Origin of the sequence: Actinoplanes xinjiangensis, from assembly GCF_003148685.1 — a bacterium.
In the GTDB taxonomy this organism is placed as follows: Bacteria; Actinomycetota; Actinomycetes; order Mycobacteriales; family Micromonosporaceae; genus Actinoplanes; species Actinoplanes xinjiangensis.
Genome location: NZ_QGGR01000002.1, coordinates 170,977 through 188,511, shown reverse-complemented (window position 1 = coordinate 188,511; position 17,535 = coordinate 170,977). Strand labels below are relative to the sequence as shown.

Here is a 17,535-nt window from a genome sequence, read left to right as displayed (position 1 = left end):
CGCAAGAGTGTACGGGTACCTCCTGAGAAAGTGGCGTGCGCCCGCCCGGCTACTCTCGTTACGATTCGCACCCGATCCCTGAGAGGTTGCCCTCGTGCTCGTCACCGGCTTTCCGGCCCAGGCCTTCGGCACCAACTGCTATGTGGTGGCCGCCGGTCCGGGGGAGCAGTGCCTGGTGGTCGATCCGGGCATCGGTGTGCTGGACCAGCTCGAGCAGACCCTGGCGCAGCACCGTCTGTCGCCGGCCGCGGTGCTGCTCACGCACGGGCACCTGGATCACACCTTCTCGGTGGCGCCGGTCTGCGGCGCGCGCGGCATCACCGCCTATGTGCACCCCGACGACCGCGAGATGCTGGCCGATCCGGCCAAGGGCCTGAGTGCCGACCTGACCGCGATGTTCGGCGGCCGCCTGCCCTACACCGAGCCGGACGACGTGGCGGAGCTGACCGACGGCGCGGTTCTCACCATCGCGGGCCTCGAGGTGACCGTCGACCACGCGCCGGGCCATACCGGCGGGTCGGTGCTGTTCCGCCTGCCGGGTGCGGGCTCCTCGTGGGACGCCGAGGAGCTCTGTCTCTCCGGGGACGTGCTCTTCGCGGGCTCGATCGGGCGCACCGACCTGCCGGGTGGCAGCACCCCGACGATGATGACCAGCCTGCGGGACAAGATCCTGCCGCTGGCCGACGACACCGTCGTGCTGCCCGGCCACGGACCGGCCACCACCATCGGCCGTGAGCGCGCGTCGAACCCGTACCTGCGGGACCTGATCGCCGCGCCCGGCCGCTTCCTGTAGAAGAGAGCGAACAGTGCCCATTTCCGGCTTTCCCGAGTGGCTGCCGCCCCAGCGCATCATCGAACAGCAGGTGCTCGACAGGATCCGGTCCACCTTCGAGCTGTACGGCTACGCGTCGCTGGAGACGCGCGCGGTCGAGCCGCTGGAGACCCTGCTCAGCAAGGGCGAGACCTCCAAGGAGGTCTACCTGCTGCACCGGCTCCAGGAGGAGGAGAACGCCAAGCGGGACGACCAGCTCGGCCTGCACTTCGACCTGACGGTCCCGTTCGCACGGTTCGTCACGGAGAACAACGGCAAGCTCCAGTTCCCGTTCAAGCGGTACCAGATCCAGAAGGTGTGGCGCGGTGAGCGCCCGCAGGAGGGGCGCTACCGGGAGTTCCTTCAGGCCGACATCGACGTGGTGAACCGGGACACCCTGCCGTTCCACTTCGACACCGAGATGCCGCTGGTGATCGGCGACGTCTTCAAGTCACTGCCCATCCCGGACGCGGTGATCCTGGTCAACAACCGCAAGGTCTGTGAGGGCTTCTACCGCGGTCTCGGTCTTGCCGACACCGCGCAGGTGCTGCGTACGGTGGACAAGCTCGACAAGATCGGCCCGGAGAAGGTGGCGGCGGCTCTGGTCGAGACGGCCGGTGCCACCGACGCGCAGGCCGCGGCCTGCCTGGCGCTGGCCGCGATCTCGGCGACCGACGGCTCGTTCGTCGACCGGGTCCGTGCTCTCGGGGTCACCGACCCGCTGCTGGACGAGGGTCTGGGCGAGCTGCTCCAGGTCGTCGAGACGGCGAACGAGCACGCGCCGGGCCTGGTGCGGGCCGAGCTGAAGATCGCCCGTGGGCTGGACTACTACACCGGCACGGTGTACGAGACGGTGCTGCAGGGCTACGAGCGGTTCGGGTCGATCACCTCCGGCGGGCGGTACGACAACCTGGCGTCGGTCGGCAACACCCGCTTCCCGGGTGTCGGCATCTCGATCGGTGTGTCGCGCCTGCTCGGCCTGCTCTTCGGCCAGGACGCGCTGACCGTCTCCCGGTCGGTGCCGACGTGTGTCGTGATCGCCCTGGCCAGCGACGACAAACGGGTCGAGTGCGACCGGATCGCGGCGGCGCTGCGGGGCCGGGGCATCGCGACCGAGGTGGCGCCGACGGCGGCGAAATTCGGCAAGCAGATCCAGTACGCCGACCGGCGGGGCATCCCGTACGTCTGGTTCCCCGGGGAGCCGGACACGGTCAAGGACATCCGCTCCGGTGAGCAGGTGGAGGTGGACGCGGCGACCTGGCAGCCACCGGCCGCCGACCTCTACCCGAACGTGTCTGCGCGCTGACGCTACGTGTTGCTGGTCCGGCGGTTACCGTGATCGGATGCCGCTGGACCAGACCGCGCTGCTGACCGAGCTGGAGCCGGTCGTCGCCACCAACCTCGACCGGCACCTGGCGCTCGCCAAGGAGTGGTTCCCGCACGAGTACGTGCCGTGGAGCGAGGGCCGCACCTTCGACGGGCTGCTCGGCGGCGAGCCGTGGCGGCCGGACGACTCGAAGCTGCCGGACGTGGCGCGGACCGCGCTGATCGTGAACCTGCTGACCGAGGACAACCTGCCCTCCTACCACCACGAGATCGCCACGCTCTTCGGGCGGGACGGCGCGTGGGGCACCTGGGTGCACCGGTGGACCGCGGAGGAGGGACGGCACGGCGTCGCGATCCGCGACTACCTGACGGTCACCCGCGGCGTGGACCCGGTCGAGCTGGAGCGGGCCCGGATGGATCACATGCAGTCCGGCTACGTCAACGTCCACGGCCACGAGGTGCTGCACTCGATCGCCTACGTCGCGTTCCAGGAGCTGGCCACCCGGATCTCGCACCGCAACACCGGCCGGGCGACCGGCGACCCGATCGCCGAGCAGTTGCTCACCCGGGTCGCGGCGGACGAGAACCTGCACATGGTCTTCTACCGCAATCTGCTGGCGGCGGCCTTCGAGCTGGCGCCGGACCAGGCGATGCGGGCGGTCGCGAACGTGACGGCGGACTTCCGGATGCCGGGGGCGAACATCGCCGGGTTCGGCCGCAAGGCGATCCTGATCGCGCTGGCCGGCATCTACGACCTGCGCCAGCACCGTGACGAGGTGCTGGCACCGGTGCTGCGCCAGTGGAACGTCTGGGACCGTACCGACCTGCGCGGTGACGGCGAGCGTGCCCGGGAGGAGCTGGCCGCACAGATGAGTGAGCTGGAGACCCAGGCGGCCCGGTTCGAGGAGAAGCGCGAAGCCCGGCGCCGGAGGCACGGCGAAAGCTGAGCCGCATTCGGATTGCCCGGATGTTTCGGTTTTGTTCCGATTAACCTCAGCAGTATGGAGGGGAACAGCCGGCTGCTGATCATGGGCGGGGCTGCCGGTCCGGACCTGCTGGCACGGTTCGTCGAGCTGGCCGGAGCGGCCGACGCCCGGATCGTGGTCATCGCGACGGCCAGTGATTCCCCGGAGGAGACCGGGACGGCGTACCGCGAGAGCTTTCAAGGCCTGGGTGCCGGCGCGGTCCGCGCCCTGCCTCTCGCCTGCCGTGCCGACGCGAACGCCCCCGAGGTCGAGGCCGCGCTGCGCGACGCCACCGGCGTCTTCTTCACCGGCGGCGATCAGGAGCGCATCATCACCGTCCTGGGTGGCACCACCGTCGACACCCTGCTGCACGCGCTGGTGGCCGAGGGCCGGGTGATCCTGGCCGGGACCAGCGCGGGAGCGGCGATGATGTCGGCCACCATGATCACCGGCGGGGATCGTCCCGGGGTGACCGCGGACAGCGTGCGCACCGGGCCCGGGCTCGAGTTCCTGCCGTGCGTACTGATCGACCAGCACTTCGCCGAGCGGGGCCGGCTCAACCGGCTGCTCAGCGCGGTCGCCCGCTACCCCCACGAACTGGGCGTGGGCATCGACGAGGACACCGCCATCCTGACCGGGGGCGACAGTTTCGAGGTCCTCGGCAGGGGGGCGGTGACGGTGGTGGACGCCGGCGCCGCCACCGACATCCGGGTGCCGCCGTCCGGGCCGATCGCGCTCGCCGGTGCCCGTATCCATGTGCTGCCGGCCGGCTGCACCTTTCACCTCACGGGCCGCCGACCCGTCACCGGCCCGCCTTCCCCAGAACGGGAACGAGCCGCATGAAGATCGAAAGTCTGCGCCGTCTACGCGGCCCCAACGTCTATCTCTCCCGGCCCGCCGTGGTGGCCCGGCTGCTCCTGGACGACCTGGCGGGGGTGGAGACGGCCGATGTCACCGGGTTCACCGAGCGTCTGCTGCGCGCCCTGCCCGGCCTGGCCGAGCACCACTGCGCGGCCGGGGCGCCCGGCGGCTTCGTCAGCCGGCTGCGCGGTGGCACCTACTTCGGGCACGTCACCGAGCACGTGGCCATCGAACTGTCCCAGCTGATCGGCCGGGACGTCAGCTTCGGCCGTACCGTCGGAGCCGGGGAGACCGGCACCTACGACGTGATCATGGAGTGCCCGGTCGACGAGTCCCCCGAATCACCGGTGCCCCTGGAGCTGTTCGAGGCCGCGATCGCCCTGGTAGTCGAGGTGCACGGGGGTGCCGGGCCGTCCGCCGCCACGCTGTCGCACCGGCTCGCCGGGCTCGCCGAACTGGCCGAGCGGGAGGCCACCGGGCCCAGTACCCGCTCGATCATCACGGCGGCCCGGCGCCGTGGCATCCCGGTGGAGCGGTTCGACGACCTCAGCCTGGTCCGGCTCGGGTGGGGCCACCGCCGGCGGCTCGCCTGGGCCGCGATGACCGACCGCACCAGTGCCGTCGGCGTGGACATCGCCGGCGACAAGCACGTCACCCGGCGGCTGCTCGACGAGGCCGGCATCCCGGTCGCCCCGGGCGGCGCGGCCGCCACCGTCCAGGACGCTCTGCGGCTGTTCGCCGGGCTGGCGGGGCCGGTCGTGGTCAAGCCCCGGCACGGCCGCCAGGGCCGCGACGTGGCCCTGCACCTGACCACGGCGGACGAGGTGGCCACCGCGTTCGCCGCGGTCGGCGGTGAGGCCGTGGTGGAGCAGCAGCTCGACGGGCGTGACTACCGGGTGCTGGTGATCTCCGGCGAGGTGGTGGCGGCCGCCGAGCGGGTCGCCGCGCACGTCACCGGCGACGGTACGGCCACCGTCGCCGAACTGGTCGAACAGGTCAACGCCGACCCCCGGCGCGGGCCCGGGCACTCCCGGGTGCTCACCCGGATCGACCTGGACGAGGCCACCGACCGCGTGCTGCGGCGGGCCGGGCGGACCAGGGCGTCGGTCCCGGCCGCCGGCGAGACGGTGTGGCTGCGCGACACCGCGAACCTGTCCACCGGGGGCACCAGCCGGGACGTCACCGACCAGGTGCATCCGGACGTGACCCGGCTGTGCCAGCGGATCGTCGCTCTGACCGGCCTGGACATCGCCGGCATCGACCTGAGGCTGCCGGACATCGGCAACCCGCTGCGGGCCGACGGTGGGCCGGCGACCGCCGGGGTGATCGAGGTCAACGCCGTTCCGGGGCTGCGCATGCACCTGGCACCGGCGCACGGCCGGCCCCGGGACGTGGGCGACGCGATCGTCCGGGCGATGTTCCCGGGCGGCTCGGACGGGCGGATCCCGGCGGTGGCGGTGACCGGCACCAACGGCAAGACGACGGTGACCCGGCTGATCGCCCACCTGCTCACCGGCAGCGGTATCCGGGCCGGCGTGACCAGCACCGACGGGGTGGTCATCGACGGGCGCACCATCCAGGTGGCCGACGCCACCGGGCCGCGGTCGGCGCAGATGGTGCTCGGTGACCCGCACGTCGAGGTGGCGGTCCTCGAGACGGCCCGCGGCGGCCTGCTCCGGCGCGGTCTCGGCTACGACTGGTCGGACGTCGGAGTGATCACCAACATCACCGCCGACCACCTGGGCCAGGACGGGCTGCACTCGGTGGAGGACCTGGCGCACGTCAAGGCGGTGGTGGCCGAGCGCGTCCGCGACGGCGGGACGCTGGTCCTCAACGCCGACGACCCGTGGGTGCGCAGCCTGGCCGCCCGGCCGCGGGTCCGGGCCGACCGCAAGCGCCTGGTCTGGTTCTCCCTGGACGCGGAGAGCCCGGTGCTGACCGAGCATCTGACCCGGGGCGGCGCGGCCTACGTGCTGCACGACGGCTGGCTGGTGCAGGCGACGGGTGCGCGGCGGATGCCGCTGGTGCGGCTGGCCGAGGTGCCGGGGGCGTACGGGGGAGCGGCCCTGCACGTGGCGGCCAACACCCTGGCCGCGATCGCCGCCGCCCGGGCGCTCGGGGCCCGTCCGGAGAACCTGGCCGACCGGCTGGCCGAGTTCGACCCGATCGTGGCGAACCCGGGCCGGGGCACCCTGTTCCGCCTGGGTGATGTCTCGGTGTTCGTGGACTACGCCCACAATCCGGCCGCCCTGGCCGCCACGCTGCGGACCCTGCACCGGCTGTGGGGCGCGGAGCGCTGTGTGGCCGCGGTGACCCTGCCCGGGGACCGGCGCGACGACCTGCTGGCCGCCTCGGCGCAGGTGCTGGCCGACGGCCTGACCCGGGTGGTGCTCTACGAGGACACCGACCCGCGGGGCCGGGCACCCGGTGAGGTGTCCGGTCTGGTCGAGCGGGAGATGCGGGCCCGCCGGCCGCAGCTGACCGCGGTGCGGGCGGACGGTTACCGGGACGCCGTGACCGCGGCGCTGCGGCTGGCGGTCCCGGGTGAGGTGGTGCTGGTGATCTTCGAGGAGTGGGCGCCGATGCGGGCCTGGTTGACCGAGCTGGGTGCCACCCCGGCCGGGGGGACACCGGTGCGGGCCGGGGTGGCCGCACTGCCGTCCCGCCATCCGGCACGGCGGGTCGGAACGCCCGTCCGCAGTTGACAGATCATGGACAGCCATGATCTCTCTGCGTAGCCATCCATTGACCGACAGTGAGTCCCTCTGTCATGGACTCACCCGATCGGTGGAGAGTGAAAGTTCTGACGAACCGGGCATTACGCATCCACTCGGTCACACTCCGCTCCGCAGTTCACTCTCCAGGGGTGTTCCCGAGGGCCGACGCACGGTGATGACGCGCAGGTGGACCGCCTTGGTGATGGGTCGAACTGACGGCTGATAGGGACTAACATCCTCGCCGTCGATGGGGGATGCTCGGAGTCCGATGGTCGGGCCCGACTCGCCCGGCGTCGGACGGCATGGCGGTGCGGTCCGACGTTCTCTTCTTCAAGCGCGCATGTGGGGGCACATGAGCACGGCGGACCTGCCCGGTTCGGGACTGCTCGCCGGTCGGTATCGACTGGTCGAGCGTCTCGGCGCCGGCGGGATGTCAGTGGTTTGGCGTGGGTTCGACGAGGTGCTCGGGCGGCAGGTCGCGGTCAAGGTCCTTCCACCGTCGACGAGCGCCGACCCGTCGTTCCGGCGCAGGCTGCGCGCGGAGGCCCAGGCGGCGGCGCGGCTCACCCATCCCCACATCACCAATGTGTACGACTACGGCGAGGCCACCACCGTCGACGGTGAGCCGGTCCCCTACGTCGTGATGGAGCTCGTGGACGGCGAGTCGCTGGCCGCCGTCCTGGCCCGGGTGCGGACCCTGCCGTGGCCCACCGCGGCGCGGATCGCCGCCGAGGTCGCGGCAGCGCTGGCCTCGGCGCACTCCCGGGGCATCGTGCACCGTGACGTGACCCCGGCCAACGTGATGCTCACCCCGTCCGGCGCCAAGGTGGTCGACTTCGGCATCTCGGCCCTGATCGGGGAGAACGACACCGACCCCGACGGCAGCCTGATGGGCACCCCGGCCTACCTCGCCCCCGAGCGGCTGGAGGGCGGCCAGGTCAGCCCGGCCACCGACGTCTACGCGGTCGGCCTGCTCATCTACCGCATGCTGATCGGCCAGCTGCCGTGGGACGTCGGCACCACCACCGCCCTGCTGCGCGCCCACCAGTACGTGGAGCCCGAGCCGCTGCCCCCGGTGGACGGGCTGCCGCAGTCGGTCGACGCCCTGATCGCCCGGTGCCTGGAGAAACACCCCGTCGACCGGCCGTCCAGCGCCGAGCTGGCCGGTGCGCTCGCCACGATCTCGGCCGGGGCGCCGCTGGTCACCTCCGGTTTCGAGGCGGCCTGGGAGGACGGCGAGGACACCTTCATCCTGCCGTCCGGTTACCCGTATTCGGGGTTCGGCCCGGCGGCCGAGGCGGCGAGCATGGCGGCGGGCGGGATGTCCACCGTGGGTGCGGAGGCGACGACCGGCCCGAAACCGGCGCCCACGGTGGATCCCGGGTCGCTGGTGCCGCCCGCCCGTACTCCGTCGGCTGCTCCGCCGTTGCGGCACGGTGCCACCGGGCCGTCGTCGGCGCCGCCGGCCGGCCGCCCGCCGACCCGTGCGCGCGTGAGTATCCGCCGGGTGCTCGTGGTCGCCGGCACGGTCGCCGTCCTGAGCGCCCTGACCTACGGCTGGACGGCCCTCGGCCAGTCGCGTACCGGGAATCCGCAGGCTCTCGGGACGCCCGGTCCCGCCGTGGTCAAGGTCTCCGGCGAGTGTGTGGTCAGTTACGCGGTCTGGTCGGACGACGGCGTCAAGTTCAAGGCGCAGGTGACGCTGGCCAACCGGGCCGACACCCCGGTCGACGGGTGGGACCTGTGGTTCCTGCTGCCCGGTGACCAGACGCTCTCCGGCAACGGCAAGGTCGCCCTCACCCAGGAGGACCGGGAAGTCCGCCTGACCTCGAAGGCCGCGCTCAAGCCGAAGCGCACCGCCAGCATGCAGATCACCGGGCGCTACGCCGAGAGCAACCTGGCCCCGCTGGTCTTCAAGCTCAACGGCGAGACCTGCGAGACGTACGTGTCGGCCGTGCCGGGCCAGCCCGCCCGGCCGGTCGAGCACCTGGAGGGCGGCGGCGCCCGCATCGCCGACCCGTCCACGTCACCGGGCATCTCGGTCGGCCCGAGCGGCAGCGTGCAGATCCCGCCCACGCCGACCCGGACCGCCACGTCGAAACCGACCGTCACCACCACCCCGGGTGGCGGGGGCAGCTCGACGACGACCACCACCCCGACGAACGGCGGCGGCGGCACGACCAAGGTCTCGATCGACCCGATTCCGCCGAGCTCGGCAGGACCGCCGTCGACGGATCCGGTGGTCGAGACGACGACGACCACGCCCGCCCCGCCGGCGACGGTGAACGACGACTGTGAGGCCGAGATCGACGAGTGCCCGATCACCGGGTCGTAGGAACGGTCGGCTGGTGGAGCCGATCGGCGGTGGAAAACCGGGGGCAGAAGGTCGGACCGAAGCGCTACGGTGAACTCAGACCGACAGGCGCTTCTGCTCCGATCCGAGAGTCCGGATTGCGGCACTTTGGCACGGCGTGGCTGCCGGCCCGTATGGCACCCGAGCGGATGATGGGCGAGAGCCCGGGTAAGTCGTTGGTGTCAGCCGAGTTCAAGCAGGTCGTCGACATCGGGGAGTTCGACAGAAATGATCAGCACAGCAGTGAAGGATCTGGCCGCCGAGGCGCTTTTCGTCTCGTACCTCCAGCCGTCTGAGAGCCCCTCCGGGGTCGCGGTGCAGGAGGCGATCACCGCGATGATCCTGCGGCACGGCAGCGACGGTTGCGCCGCCGGCGTGGCGGAGGAGTTCGGTGATCACCCGGAGATCGCGGTGCAGCGGATGACGTGGGTGCACGAGGAGCTGGCCGAGGTGCCGGCGCTGCGTGCCCCGGTGCTGCACTGACGTCCCCGCTTCTGCGAACCCGGCCGCGCACAGCGGCCGGGTTCCGTGTTTGAAACCTCGTTGGTCCGTGGTGGTCCTCTCGGTTCTGAGGTTTTTCATGAAAAAACTCCACAAATGCAACCAAGTTCGCCTGACGCTGCACCCGTAGACGGCCACTGTTCTTCTCGTAAGCCGGTTTCATCAGCCGGTTAGTACCAGCGAGGAGGACTACGTGACCACCACGACCGAACTCCCCGCCACCATCGGCTTGATTCACGACGTGCCCTCTGCGCGTGACATCGAGGATCTGATTCGCGAGAACATGCCGATGGTTGGCCATCTGGTCCGGGAACTGCTCAACCGGGTGCCCGGCCATGTCCACGCAGATGACCTCTCGTCCGCCGGCTTCGCGGCCCTGCTCGGCGCGGCCCGGTCCTTCGACGTGACCCGTGGCATCCCCTTCCACCGTTTCGCCGCGGTCCGGATCCGGGGTGCCCTGCTCGACGAACTGCGTGGACAGGACTGGGCCAGCCGATCGGTCCGGGCCCGGGCCCGGCGTGCCGCCACCGCCCGCCAGGAACTCACCGGAGCGCTCGGCCGTACGCCCAGCGACGCCGAAGTGGCCGAGATGCTCGGCATCGGCGTCAACGAGCTGGCCAGCGTCGAGGACGACGTACAGAAGGCCTCCCTGCTCAGTCTCCAGGGATTCCCCACCGGAGCGGCAGAGGAGATGGTGCCGGAGACTTCCGAAGGACCCGAGGACCTGCTGCTCAAGCGGGAACGCCTGGGCTATCTGCATCAGGCCATCCAGGCGCTGCCGGAGCGCCTGAGGCAGGTGGTGCAGGAATCTTTCCTACAGGAACAGCCGCTCAGCGAGGTGGCGGCCCGGCTCGGTGTCACCGAGTCCCGGATCTCCCAGCTGCGCACCGAGGCGTTACGGCTGCTCCGGGAGGGCCTGAACAGCTCACTCGCGCCGGAACTGCTGACCGTGGCCGCGGGGGGACCACGAACGCGTAAGGGCTGTCTCCAGCGACGGCGCAGCGAATATTTCGCGAAGGTCGCGCAGCAGGGCAGCCTGCACACCCGGCTGGCGCTGACCGACAGCCACGGCGTACCCATCGCGGTCGCCGCCTGAGAAGTGGTTCACGGTATGGCTCTCACCGCTGTCTCGGCGTGCCTCAGACAGCGGTGAGAGCCCGACGGGACGCTGGATCGCACCACGGGTCGAGCGCCGCCTTCACCTGCCGGATGTCCTCGCCGACCGCGGTCGCCAGGACTCCCGGCCCGGCCAGTCGCATCGCCGCGGCATCCGTCCCGAGCACCGCCGGTTCCGGCAGCTCCGGGCCGGCGGTGACCACCGTGCCGATCGCCCGCCCGCCACCGAGCACCGCCGCACCGTCCCAGCCCGGGGCGCCCGGCCCGACGGCGAGTTCATGCCGGTAGAGCGCGACCCCGGCGTACCGGATCAGGGTGTCCGCCCGAACCGCGCCCGACGCCTCCCGATGCCGCCCGCAGACCAGGTCGTCGCGCCACAGCAGCGTCCCGCCCTCGGCCACGTCCACCCGCGTCACCACGTCGTGATCGCAGCCCGCGGCCGCGATCAGCGGCTCCGGCAGCCACCGCAGCGTTCCACCGGCCGCCACCGACGCGGTGACGGTCAGCCGGGACGGCGGCGCCGGCCGGCCGGGCAGCGCGAGCGACGCCGCCACACTGCGTATCTCCAGCCGGGCACCCGGCTCCACCACGACGTCCAGCCGCAGCTCGTCGCCGCGTAGCGGACCGGCCGCGCCGCCGACCAGATGAACCGTCACGCCGCCGCCGTCCGGTCGCCCGGTCCGGCGCAGCAGCAACGGCGACTCGCCGCGCAGCACGGCGAGCCGGGTCCCGCCCCGGTCGTCGCGCTCCGCGACGATCCCGGCTTCCGCCCGCATCCTCAGACCCGGGCCGCGACCAGGCCGCGGATCCAGTCGGCCACCGGCGTGGCCTGCTTGTCCTCGGCCAACGACAGGAAGACCGTGGGCAGGTCGTGCCGCCGCGCCCGGGCGTCGCGGTCCATCACCGACAGGTCCGCGCCGACCATCGGGGCCAGATCCGTCTTGTTGATCACCAGCAGGTCGGCGGTGGTCACGCCGGGGCCGCCCTTGCGGGGCACCTTGTCGCCGCCGGCCACGTCGACCACGAAGATCTGCCGGTCGATCAGGCCCTTGCTGAACGTCGCCGTCAAGTTGTCGCCACCGCTCTCGACCAGTACCAGGTCCAGCGGGCCCAGCTTCTCCTCGAGATCCTCGACGGCGTCCAGGTTCGCCGAGATGTCGTCGCGGATCGCGGTGTGCGGGCAGCAGCCGGTCTCCACGGCGCGGACCCGCTCCTCCGGGAGCACACCGTTGCGCAGCAGGAAGTCGGCGTCCTCGGTGGTGTAGATGTCGTTGGTCACGACCGCCAGGCGCAGCTCGTCGCCGAGCGCCCGGCACAGCGCCGCGACCAGTGCGGTCTTGCCCGAGCCGACCGGCCCGCCGATCCCGATGCGCAGCGCGCGGGGCCCGCCGTCCAGCGGCAGGTGCGGATCCACACCGGGTTCCGGGTGCGTGTGCGGAACCTCGTCGGGGCCGTGTTCGTGCGGTTCCGGATGCATGTTCGTCCTGCCCTTCAGGATGGTTCGGTCCAGCTCGTGCGTCCGGTCCGGCACGTGGGGTGCCGGGGCCGGGTCGTCGGAAGGTGTGGTCCGGCTCCTCCTCAGGAGGCGAAGAGGCGGACCTCCCAGGTGGCGTGGTGCTCGGCGCCGATGTCGAGCAGGGGTGCGCCCGCGGCCGGCAGCTCGTCGACCGGGTCACCGGACCGGGCCGCCGCGAGCGCCGCGATCCGGTCGCACTCGGGGGTCAACCGTGCCAGGAGCGCGTGGACGGCGTACGGGTCGAGGCCGAGCAGCCGAACGCCGGCGCTGGCCGAGCCGGTGATCGTGCCGTGCGCGGCGGCGATCGCGGCCTCGGCGGGCGTCAACCCGGCCGCCGCGGCGAGGGCGCCGAGCGCCACCGGCTGATGCGGCTCCCTGCCGATCGTGGCGATCGGCCACATCGCCCGGCCTGCCCGCAGCAGAGCCCGGCCCTGCGCCCGCGAGGCCCGGCGCAGAGCGGGGGACGGAGTCCGGGCGTCCAGTCCCGCGTCCAGTTCGGCGCTCCGCCCGACGTCGGCGCAGGTGGCGGCCGCGAAAGCCGCCGACACCAGGCCGCTGGTGGCGAGCCTGCCCCGCAGGAACCCGGCCAGCCCGTCGACATCCCGGACCCGCCCGTTGGCGATCTGTGGTTCCAGCCCTCCGGAGTGCGCGTGCCCACCGGAGGGCAGCCGCCCGTCGGCGAGCAGCAGCAGGGCCCCGAGACTCATGCCGCGACCCCGGCGGGGGTGGTGGGGGGTGGCATGTCAGAACAGGAAATAGCGCTGGGCCATCGGCAGCACGTCGACCGGATCGGGTTCGATCACCTGGCCGTCGATGCGCACCTCGAACGTGTCCGCCTTGACCTCGATGCGGGGCATGGCGTCGTTCAGCGGCATGTCCGCCTTGCCGACCGAGCGGGTGTCGCCGACCGGCACCAGCGCCCGCTTCACCCCGATCCGGTCGTTGAGCAGGGCGTCGATCGCGGCCGGGGCCACGAACGCGACGGACGTCTGCGCCGGGACGACACCGTAGGCGCCGAACATCGGGCGGGGCAGCATCGGCTGCGGGGTCGGGATCGAGGCGTTGGCGTCACCCATCTGCGCCCAGGCGATCATGCCGCCCTTGAGGACGACCGCCGGGCGTACCCCGAAGAACGCCGGATCCCAGAGCACCAGGTCGGCCAGCTTGCCCGGCTCGACCGAGCCGACGTGGGCGTCCATGCCGTGCGCCCGCGCCGGGCAGATCGTGTACTTCGCGACATACCGTTTCGCCCGGTTGTTGTCCGCGGCGCCGTCGCCCGGCAGGGAGCCGACGCGGGCCTTCATCACGTGCGCGGTCTGCCAGGTACGCATGATCACCTCGCCCACCCGTCCCATCGCCTGCGAGTCCGACCCGATCATCGAGATGGCGCCCAGATCGTGCAGGTAGTCCTCGGCGGCCATGGTCGACGGCCGGATCCGGCTCTCGGCGAACGCCAGGTCCTCCGGCACCGAGGAGTTCAGGTGATGGCAGACCATCAGCATGTCCAGGTGCTCGCTGAGGGTGTTGCGGGTGTACGGCCGGGTCGGGTTGGTCGACGACGGCAGGATGTTCGGGTGCGACGCGACCGTGATGATGTCCGGCGCGTGCCCGCCGCCCGCGCCCTCGGTGTGATAGGCGTGGATCGACCGCCCGGCGATGGCCCGCAGCGTCTCCTCGACGAAGCCGGCCTCGTTCAGCGTGTCGGTGTGGATCGCCACCTGCACCCCGGACGCGTCGCACACCTGGAGGCAGGCGTCGATCGCGGCGGGTGTGGTGCCCCAGTCCTCGTGCAGTTTGAAGCCGCCCGCGCCGCCGCGCAGCTGCTCCCACATCGACTCGGCGGACATCGTGTTGCCCTTGCCGAGCAGCAGCACGTTGATCGGCCAGGTGTCCAGCGACTCCAGCATCCGGGCCAGGTGCCAGGCGTTCGGGGTGACGGTGGTGGCCTTGGTGCCCTCGTCGGGGCCGGTGCCGCCACCGATGATCGTGGTGATGCCGGCGGCGAGGGCGGTGTCCAGGATGGTCGGGCTGATCAGGTGCACGTGGCTGTCGATCGCACCGGCGGTGAGGATCTTGCCGTTGCCGGCCAGGATCTGGGTGCCGGGGCCGATGACCAGGTCGGGGTGTACGCCGTCCATGGTGTCCGGGTTGCCGGCCTTGCCGATGGCGACGATCAGGCCGTCGCGGATGCCGACGTCGGCCTTGACGATCCCCCAGTGGTCGAGGACGACGACACCGGTGATGACGGTGTCCGGGGCGCCCTCGGCGCGGGTGGCCCGGCCCTGTCCCATCGACTCGCGGATCACCTTGCCGCCGCCGAAGACGACCTCGTCGCCGGGGACCGGGCCGGAGCTGCGGTCCTCTTCGATCTCGATCAGCAGGTCGGTGTCGGCGAGCCGGATCCGGTCACCCTTGGTGGGCCCGAGCAGCGCCGCGTAACGGCTGCGGTCCAACGATGTCATCGCGGGCTCCCGTTGTGCTCGCCCTCGCCGGTGTCCTCGTCGAGGGAGCCGGCCGGCTCGATGTCGGTGGGGTCGGGTGCGGGCGGCGGCGGGACCCGGTCGAGCGGCCCGCCGGCCAGGCCGCGGAGGCCGGGCACGATGCGGTTGCCGGCGAGCGCCACGAGCGTGATGTCGCGGGGGATGCCGGGCTCGAACCGCACCGACGTGCCGGCCGGGATGGCGAGGCGGTGACCCCAGGCGGCGGTCCGGTCGAACTCCAGGGCGGCGTTGGACTCGGCGAAGTGGAAGTGCGAGCCGACCTGCACCGGCCGGTCACCGGTGTTGCGGACGGTCAGGGCCACGGTCGGGCGCCCGGCGTTGATCTCGATGTCGCCGTCGCCGAAGAGGATCTCGCCGGGGATCATGAGATCGGCCCGTGCACGGTGACGAGCTTGGTCCCGTCCGGGAACGTGGCCTCGACCTGCACCTCGGCCAGCATCTCGGGCACGCCCTCCATGACGTCCGCACGGGTGAGCACGCGCCGGCCGGCGTCCATCAGTTCGGCGACGGTACGCCCGTCGCGCGCGCCCTCCAGCAGGAAGGCGGTGATGATCGCGGTGGCCTCCGGGTAGTTGAGCCGGAGACCCCGGTCGCGGCGCCGCTGGGCGACATCGGCCGCGACGTGGATGAGCAGGCGTTCCTGCTCGTGCTGGCTGAGGAACAAAGGGAACCTCCTGCTGATCGCGCCACGGAATGCTCGCAGGTGGAAGTTTCGGACGTGTAACCCCGGACTGATCAAAACATGGAACGGCCCCGCTGCCGGTGCTTCCGTACCGGTGGCGGGGCCGTTTCGTCAGTTGTCCGGGTCGGCGGCGCCCTACTTCGGCAGCCTCGCGGACAGCAGCGGAGCCAGCATCGTGGAGTACCGCGTGGTGATGTGGTCGTCGTCGCGCCACACCAGCACGTTGCCGATCAGCCCCGGGCAGGCGTCCGCGGTGCAGAACCAGGGGAGCGGGTCGATCATCTGGACCCCGTTGGTCTTCGCGGTCCGGGCGACGAGTACCTGCCGGTCCGGCAGGACGATCGACTTCGCCGGCTGCGCGGCGCACCGGGCGACCTTGTCGGAGTGCTCGGCGAGGCACTCCGGCATGTTGTAGCCGGGCCACGGGGTGTCCCGGATCTGCACCAGCCTGGTCTTCGGCCCCTTGAGCGCGCGGTACGTGGTCTCCCATCCGGCCGCCCACTCCGCGTCCAGCCCGGGTCCGGAGGGGCGGTTGCCGGCCTCGTCCACCAGGGGGTTGCCGTTGTTGCCGCTGGAGGAGATCACCACGAGGTACGGCTGCGCCTTCTTGATCTCGGCGAGCACCTCCGCGCGCCAGGCCGGGCATTCGGTGTAGTCCCGCTTGAGCCCGGGGCTGAAGGTCAGCACCGACGCGGCGTTGCAGGCGCTCTTGGTGCGGACCAGCAGCTTCCAGCCACGCTCCTTGGCGATCGTGTCGACCGCGGGGAACCAGTGTGCGGCGTGCGAGTCACCGAACAGGACCACCGTCCGGGTGCCGGCCGGGTCGCCGTACACGCACTGATTCGGCATGACCGCGTCCAGGTAGTCCAGGTGGCATCCGGCGTTGTAGTAGACCGGCTTGTCCTTCCACGCGCTCTGCACCTTCGGCGTGGTGTTGGACGGCAGCTTGCCGGTGCCCGCCGAGGCGGCGATGATCCGCCGGAGTTCGGCCTCCGGGTCGGCGGCCGCCGCGAGGGCCGCCGCGGTGTCGACCGCCGGGGCACCCTTGGCCAGCTGCGGCGGCTTCATCGCACCGGCCTGGGCGACCAGGGCGGCGAAACAGGAGAGCGCGAGGCCGACGGCCAGGCCGCGGCGCGCCTTGGCCTTCACCCACGCCTGGTTGCGGGCCGGGTTCTCGATGAAGTGGTACGACCCGATCGCCAGCACCAGCGCACCGGCCGCGAGGCCGAGGTTGAGCGGGACGTTCGGCTCCACGTCGAGCATGTGCGGGACGATCATCAGGACCGGCCAGTGCCACAGGTACCAGCTGTACGAGTACCTGCCGATCTGCTGGAACGGCCAGGTCCGCAGGATCGTCGCGGCGCCGCCGGCCGGAGCGGACGTGCCACCGGCGATGATCGCGGCCGCGCCGAGCACCGGCAGGAGCGCGGCCGAGCCGGGGAACGGGGTCTCCTCGTCGTAGAGGAACGCCGAGACGACCACGGCGGCGAGTCCGGCCCAGGTGAGGGCGGCGGCCAGGGTCTTCGGGAGGCCGGCGAGGCGGGCCGCGCCGACCGCGATCAGCGCGCCGACCGCCAGCTCCCAGGCGCGGGTGTGCGCGCCGAAGTAGGCCCACGGCGCCGACGTCGAGGTCTGCAGCACGCTGACCGTCAGCGAGGCCGCGACGACGAGCATCAACGTGATGATCACCGGCGCCCGGCGCTTACCCCAGACCAGCGCGAAGATCAGCAGCAGGAGCGGCCAGACCAGGTAGAACTGCTCCTCCACCGCGAGCGACCAGAAGTGCTGCAGCGGGGAGGGCTCGGCGCTGGCGTTCATGTACTGGACGCCCTCGTTCGCCAGGCGCCAGTTGATGCCGTAGAACGTCGCGTAGATCGCGTCCAGCGAGATCGACTTGAACCGGGTGGCCGGGAGCCACAGCCAGGCGGCGGTCACGGTGACCAGCAGGACCACGGTCGACGCGGGCAGCAGCCGGGTGGCCCGCCGGGCGTAGAAGGTGGCCAGCGAGACGGTCCCGGTGCGGCTCAGCTCCTTGAGCAGCAGCGTCGTGATCAGGAAGCCGGAGATCACGAAGAACACGTCGACACCGACGTATCCGCCCTCGAGGCTGGTGATGCCGGCGTGCGAGAGCACGACGAGCGTCACCGCGATGGCGCGCATCCCCTCGATGTCCGGTCGGAAACCGA

The 17,535-nt window shown here is 71.8% G+C and carries 15 protein-coding genes; 8 read left to right on the top strand and 7 right to left on the bottom strand.

All coding sequences use genetic code 11. The features are described from left to right. Nucleotides 1–94: 94 nt before the first annotated feature. The 8 genes from BC793_RS04355 to BC793_RS04320 all read left to right on the top strand — a co-directional run bounded on the left by BC793_RS04355 (nucleotide 95) and on the right by BC793_RS04320 (nucleotide 10,630). Nucleotides 95–793: an MBL fold metallo-hydrolase gene (locus BC793_RS04355; protein WP_109589419.1), complete on the top strand. Its 699-nt coding sequence runs from the start codon at nucleotides 95–97 to the stop codon at nucleotides 791–793. 13 nt (nucleotides 794–806) lie between these two features. Beyond that, a complete protein-coding gene (gene hisS, locus BC793_RS04350; protein WP_109589417.1) occupies nucleotides 807–2,117 on the top strand; it encodes a histidine--tRNA ligase in 1,311 nt (436 codons plus the stop codon). A gap of 37 nt (nucleotides 2,118–2,154) precedes the next feature. After that, on the top strand, nucleotides 2,155–3,084 hold the full coding sequence (locus BC793_RS04345) for an acyl-ACP desaturase (RefSeq protein WP_109589415.1): 930 nt from the start codon (nucleotides 2,155–2,157) through the stop codon (nucleotides 3,082–3,084). A gap of 54 nt (nucleotides 3,085–3,138) precedes the next feature. Beyond that, nucleotides 3,139–3,945: a cyanophycinase gene (locus BC793_RS04340; protein ID WP_109589413.1), complete on the top strand. Its 807-nt coding sequence runs from the start codon at nucleotides 3,139–3,141 to the stop codon at nucleotides 3,943–3,945. Beyond that, nucleotides 3,942–6,668: a cyanophycin synthetase gene (gene cphA, locus BC793_RS04335; RefSeq protein ID WP_109589411.1), complete on the top strand. Its 2,727-nt coding sequence runs from the start codon at nucleotides 3,942–3,944 to the stop codon at nucleotides 6,666–6,668. Before BC793_RS04340 ends, cphA begins: the two co-directional genes overlap by 4 nt. Before the next feature lie 364 nt (nucleotides 6,669–7,032). Further along, nucleotides 7,033–9,015 carry a serine/threonine-protein kinase gene (locus BC793_RS04330; RefSeq protein ID WP_239170135.1) on the top strand — a complete coding sequence of 661 codons (1,983 nt, stop codon included), beginning with the start codon at nucleotides 7,033–7,035 and terminating at the stop codon, nucleotides 9,013–9,015. A 246-nt stretch (nucleotides 9,016–9,261) separates the two neighbouring features. Continuing rightward, nucleotides 9,262–9,516, top strand: coding sequence for a hypothetical protein (locus tag BC793_RS04325; protein ID WP_109589407.1), 255 nt, complete (start codon nucleotides 9,262–9,264; stop codon nucleotides 9,514–9,516). Nucleotides 9,517–9,727: 211 nt separating this feature from the next. Next, complete coding sequence (locus BC793_RS04320; RefSeq protein WP_109589404.1) at nucleotides 9,728–10,630, top strand: sigma-70 family RNA polymerase sigma factor; 903 nt, start codon at nucleotides 9,728–9,730, stop codon at nucleotides 10,628–10,630. A 43-nt stretch (nucleotides 10,631–10,673) separates the two neighbouring features. On the opposite strand, the gene BC793_RS04315 is transcribed toward BC793_RS04320, so the two are convergent. From BC793_RS04315 to BC793_RS04285, 7 genes are all read right to left on the bottom strand, one after another. Next, nucleotides 10,674–11,426: an urease accessory protein UreD gene (locus BC793_RS04315; RefSeq protein ID WP_109589402.1), complete on the bottom strand. Its 753-nt coding sequence runs from the start codon at nucleotides 11,424–11,426 to the stop codon at nucleotides 10,674–10,676. Nucleotides 11,427–11,428: 2 nt separating this feature from the next. Next, nucleotides 11,429–12,127 (bottom strand): urease accessory protein UreG, encoded by a 699-nt coding sequence (gene ureG / locus BC793_RS04310; protein WP_109590312.1) that lies wholly within the window; start codon nucleotides 12,125–12,127, stop codon nucleotides 11,429–11,431. Between the two features lie 101 nt (nucleotides 12,128–12,228). Further along, entirely contained in the window at nucleotides 12,229–12,873 is a 645-nt protein-coding gene (locus BC793_RS04305; RefSeq protein WP_109589400.1) for an urease accessory protein UreF, read from the bottom strand. Between the two features lie 36 nt (nucleotides 12,874–12,909). Then, nucleotides 12,910–14,628 carry an urease subunit alpha gene (locus BC793_RS04300; RefSeq protein WP_109589398.1) on the bottom strand — a complete coding sequence of 573 codons (1,719 nt, stop codon included), beginning with the start codon at nucleotides 14,626–14,628 and terminating at the stop codon, nucleotides 12,910–12,912. Continuing rightward, on the bottom strand, nucleotides 14,625–15,032 hold the full coding sequence (locus BC793_RS04295) for an urease subunit beta (RefSeq protein WP_109589396.1): 408 nt from the start codon (nucleotides 15,030–15,032) through the stop codon (nucleotides 14,625–14,627). Before BC793_RS04295 ends, BC793_RS04300 begins: the two co-directional genes overlap by 4 nt. After that, nucleotides 15,029–15,331 (bottom strand): urease subunit gamma, encoded by a 303-nt coding sequence (locus BC793_RS04290; RefSeq protein WP_109589394.1) that lies wholly within the window; start codon nucleotides 15,329–15,331, stop codon nucleotides 15,029–15,031. Before BC793_RS04290 ends, BC793_RS04295 begins: the two co-directional genes overlap by 4 nt. Nucleotides 15,332–15,484: 153 nt before the next feature. Further along, nucleotides 15,485–17,509: an acyltransferase family protein gene (locus tag BC793_RS04285; RefSeq protein ID WP_239170136.1), complete on the bottom strand. Its 2,025-nt coding sequence runs from the start codon at nucleotides 17,507–17,509 to the stop codon at nucleotides 15,485–15,487. Nucleotides 17,510–17,535: the final 26 nt, after the last annotated feature.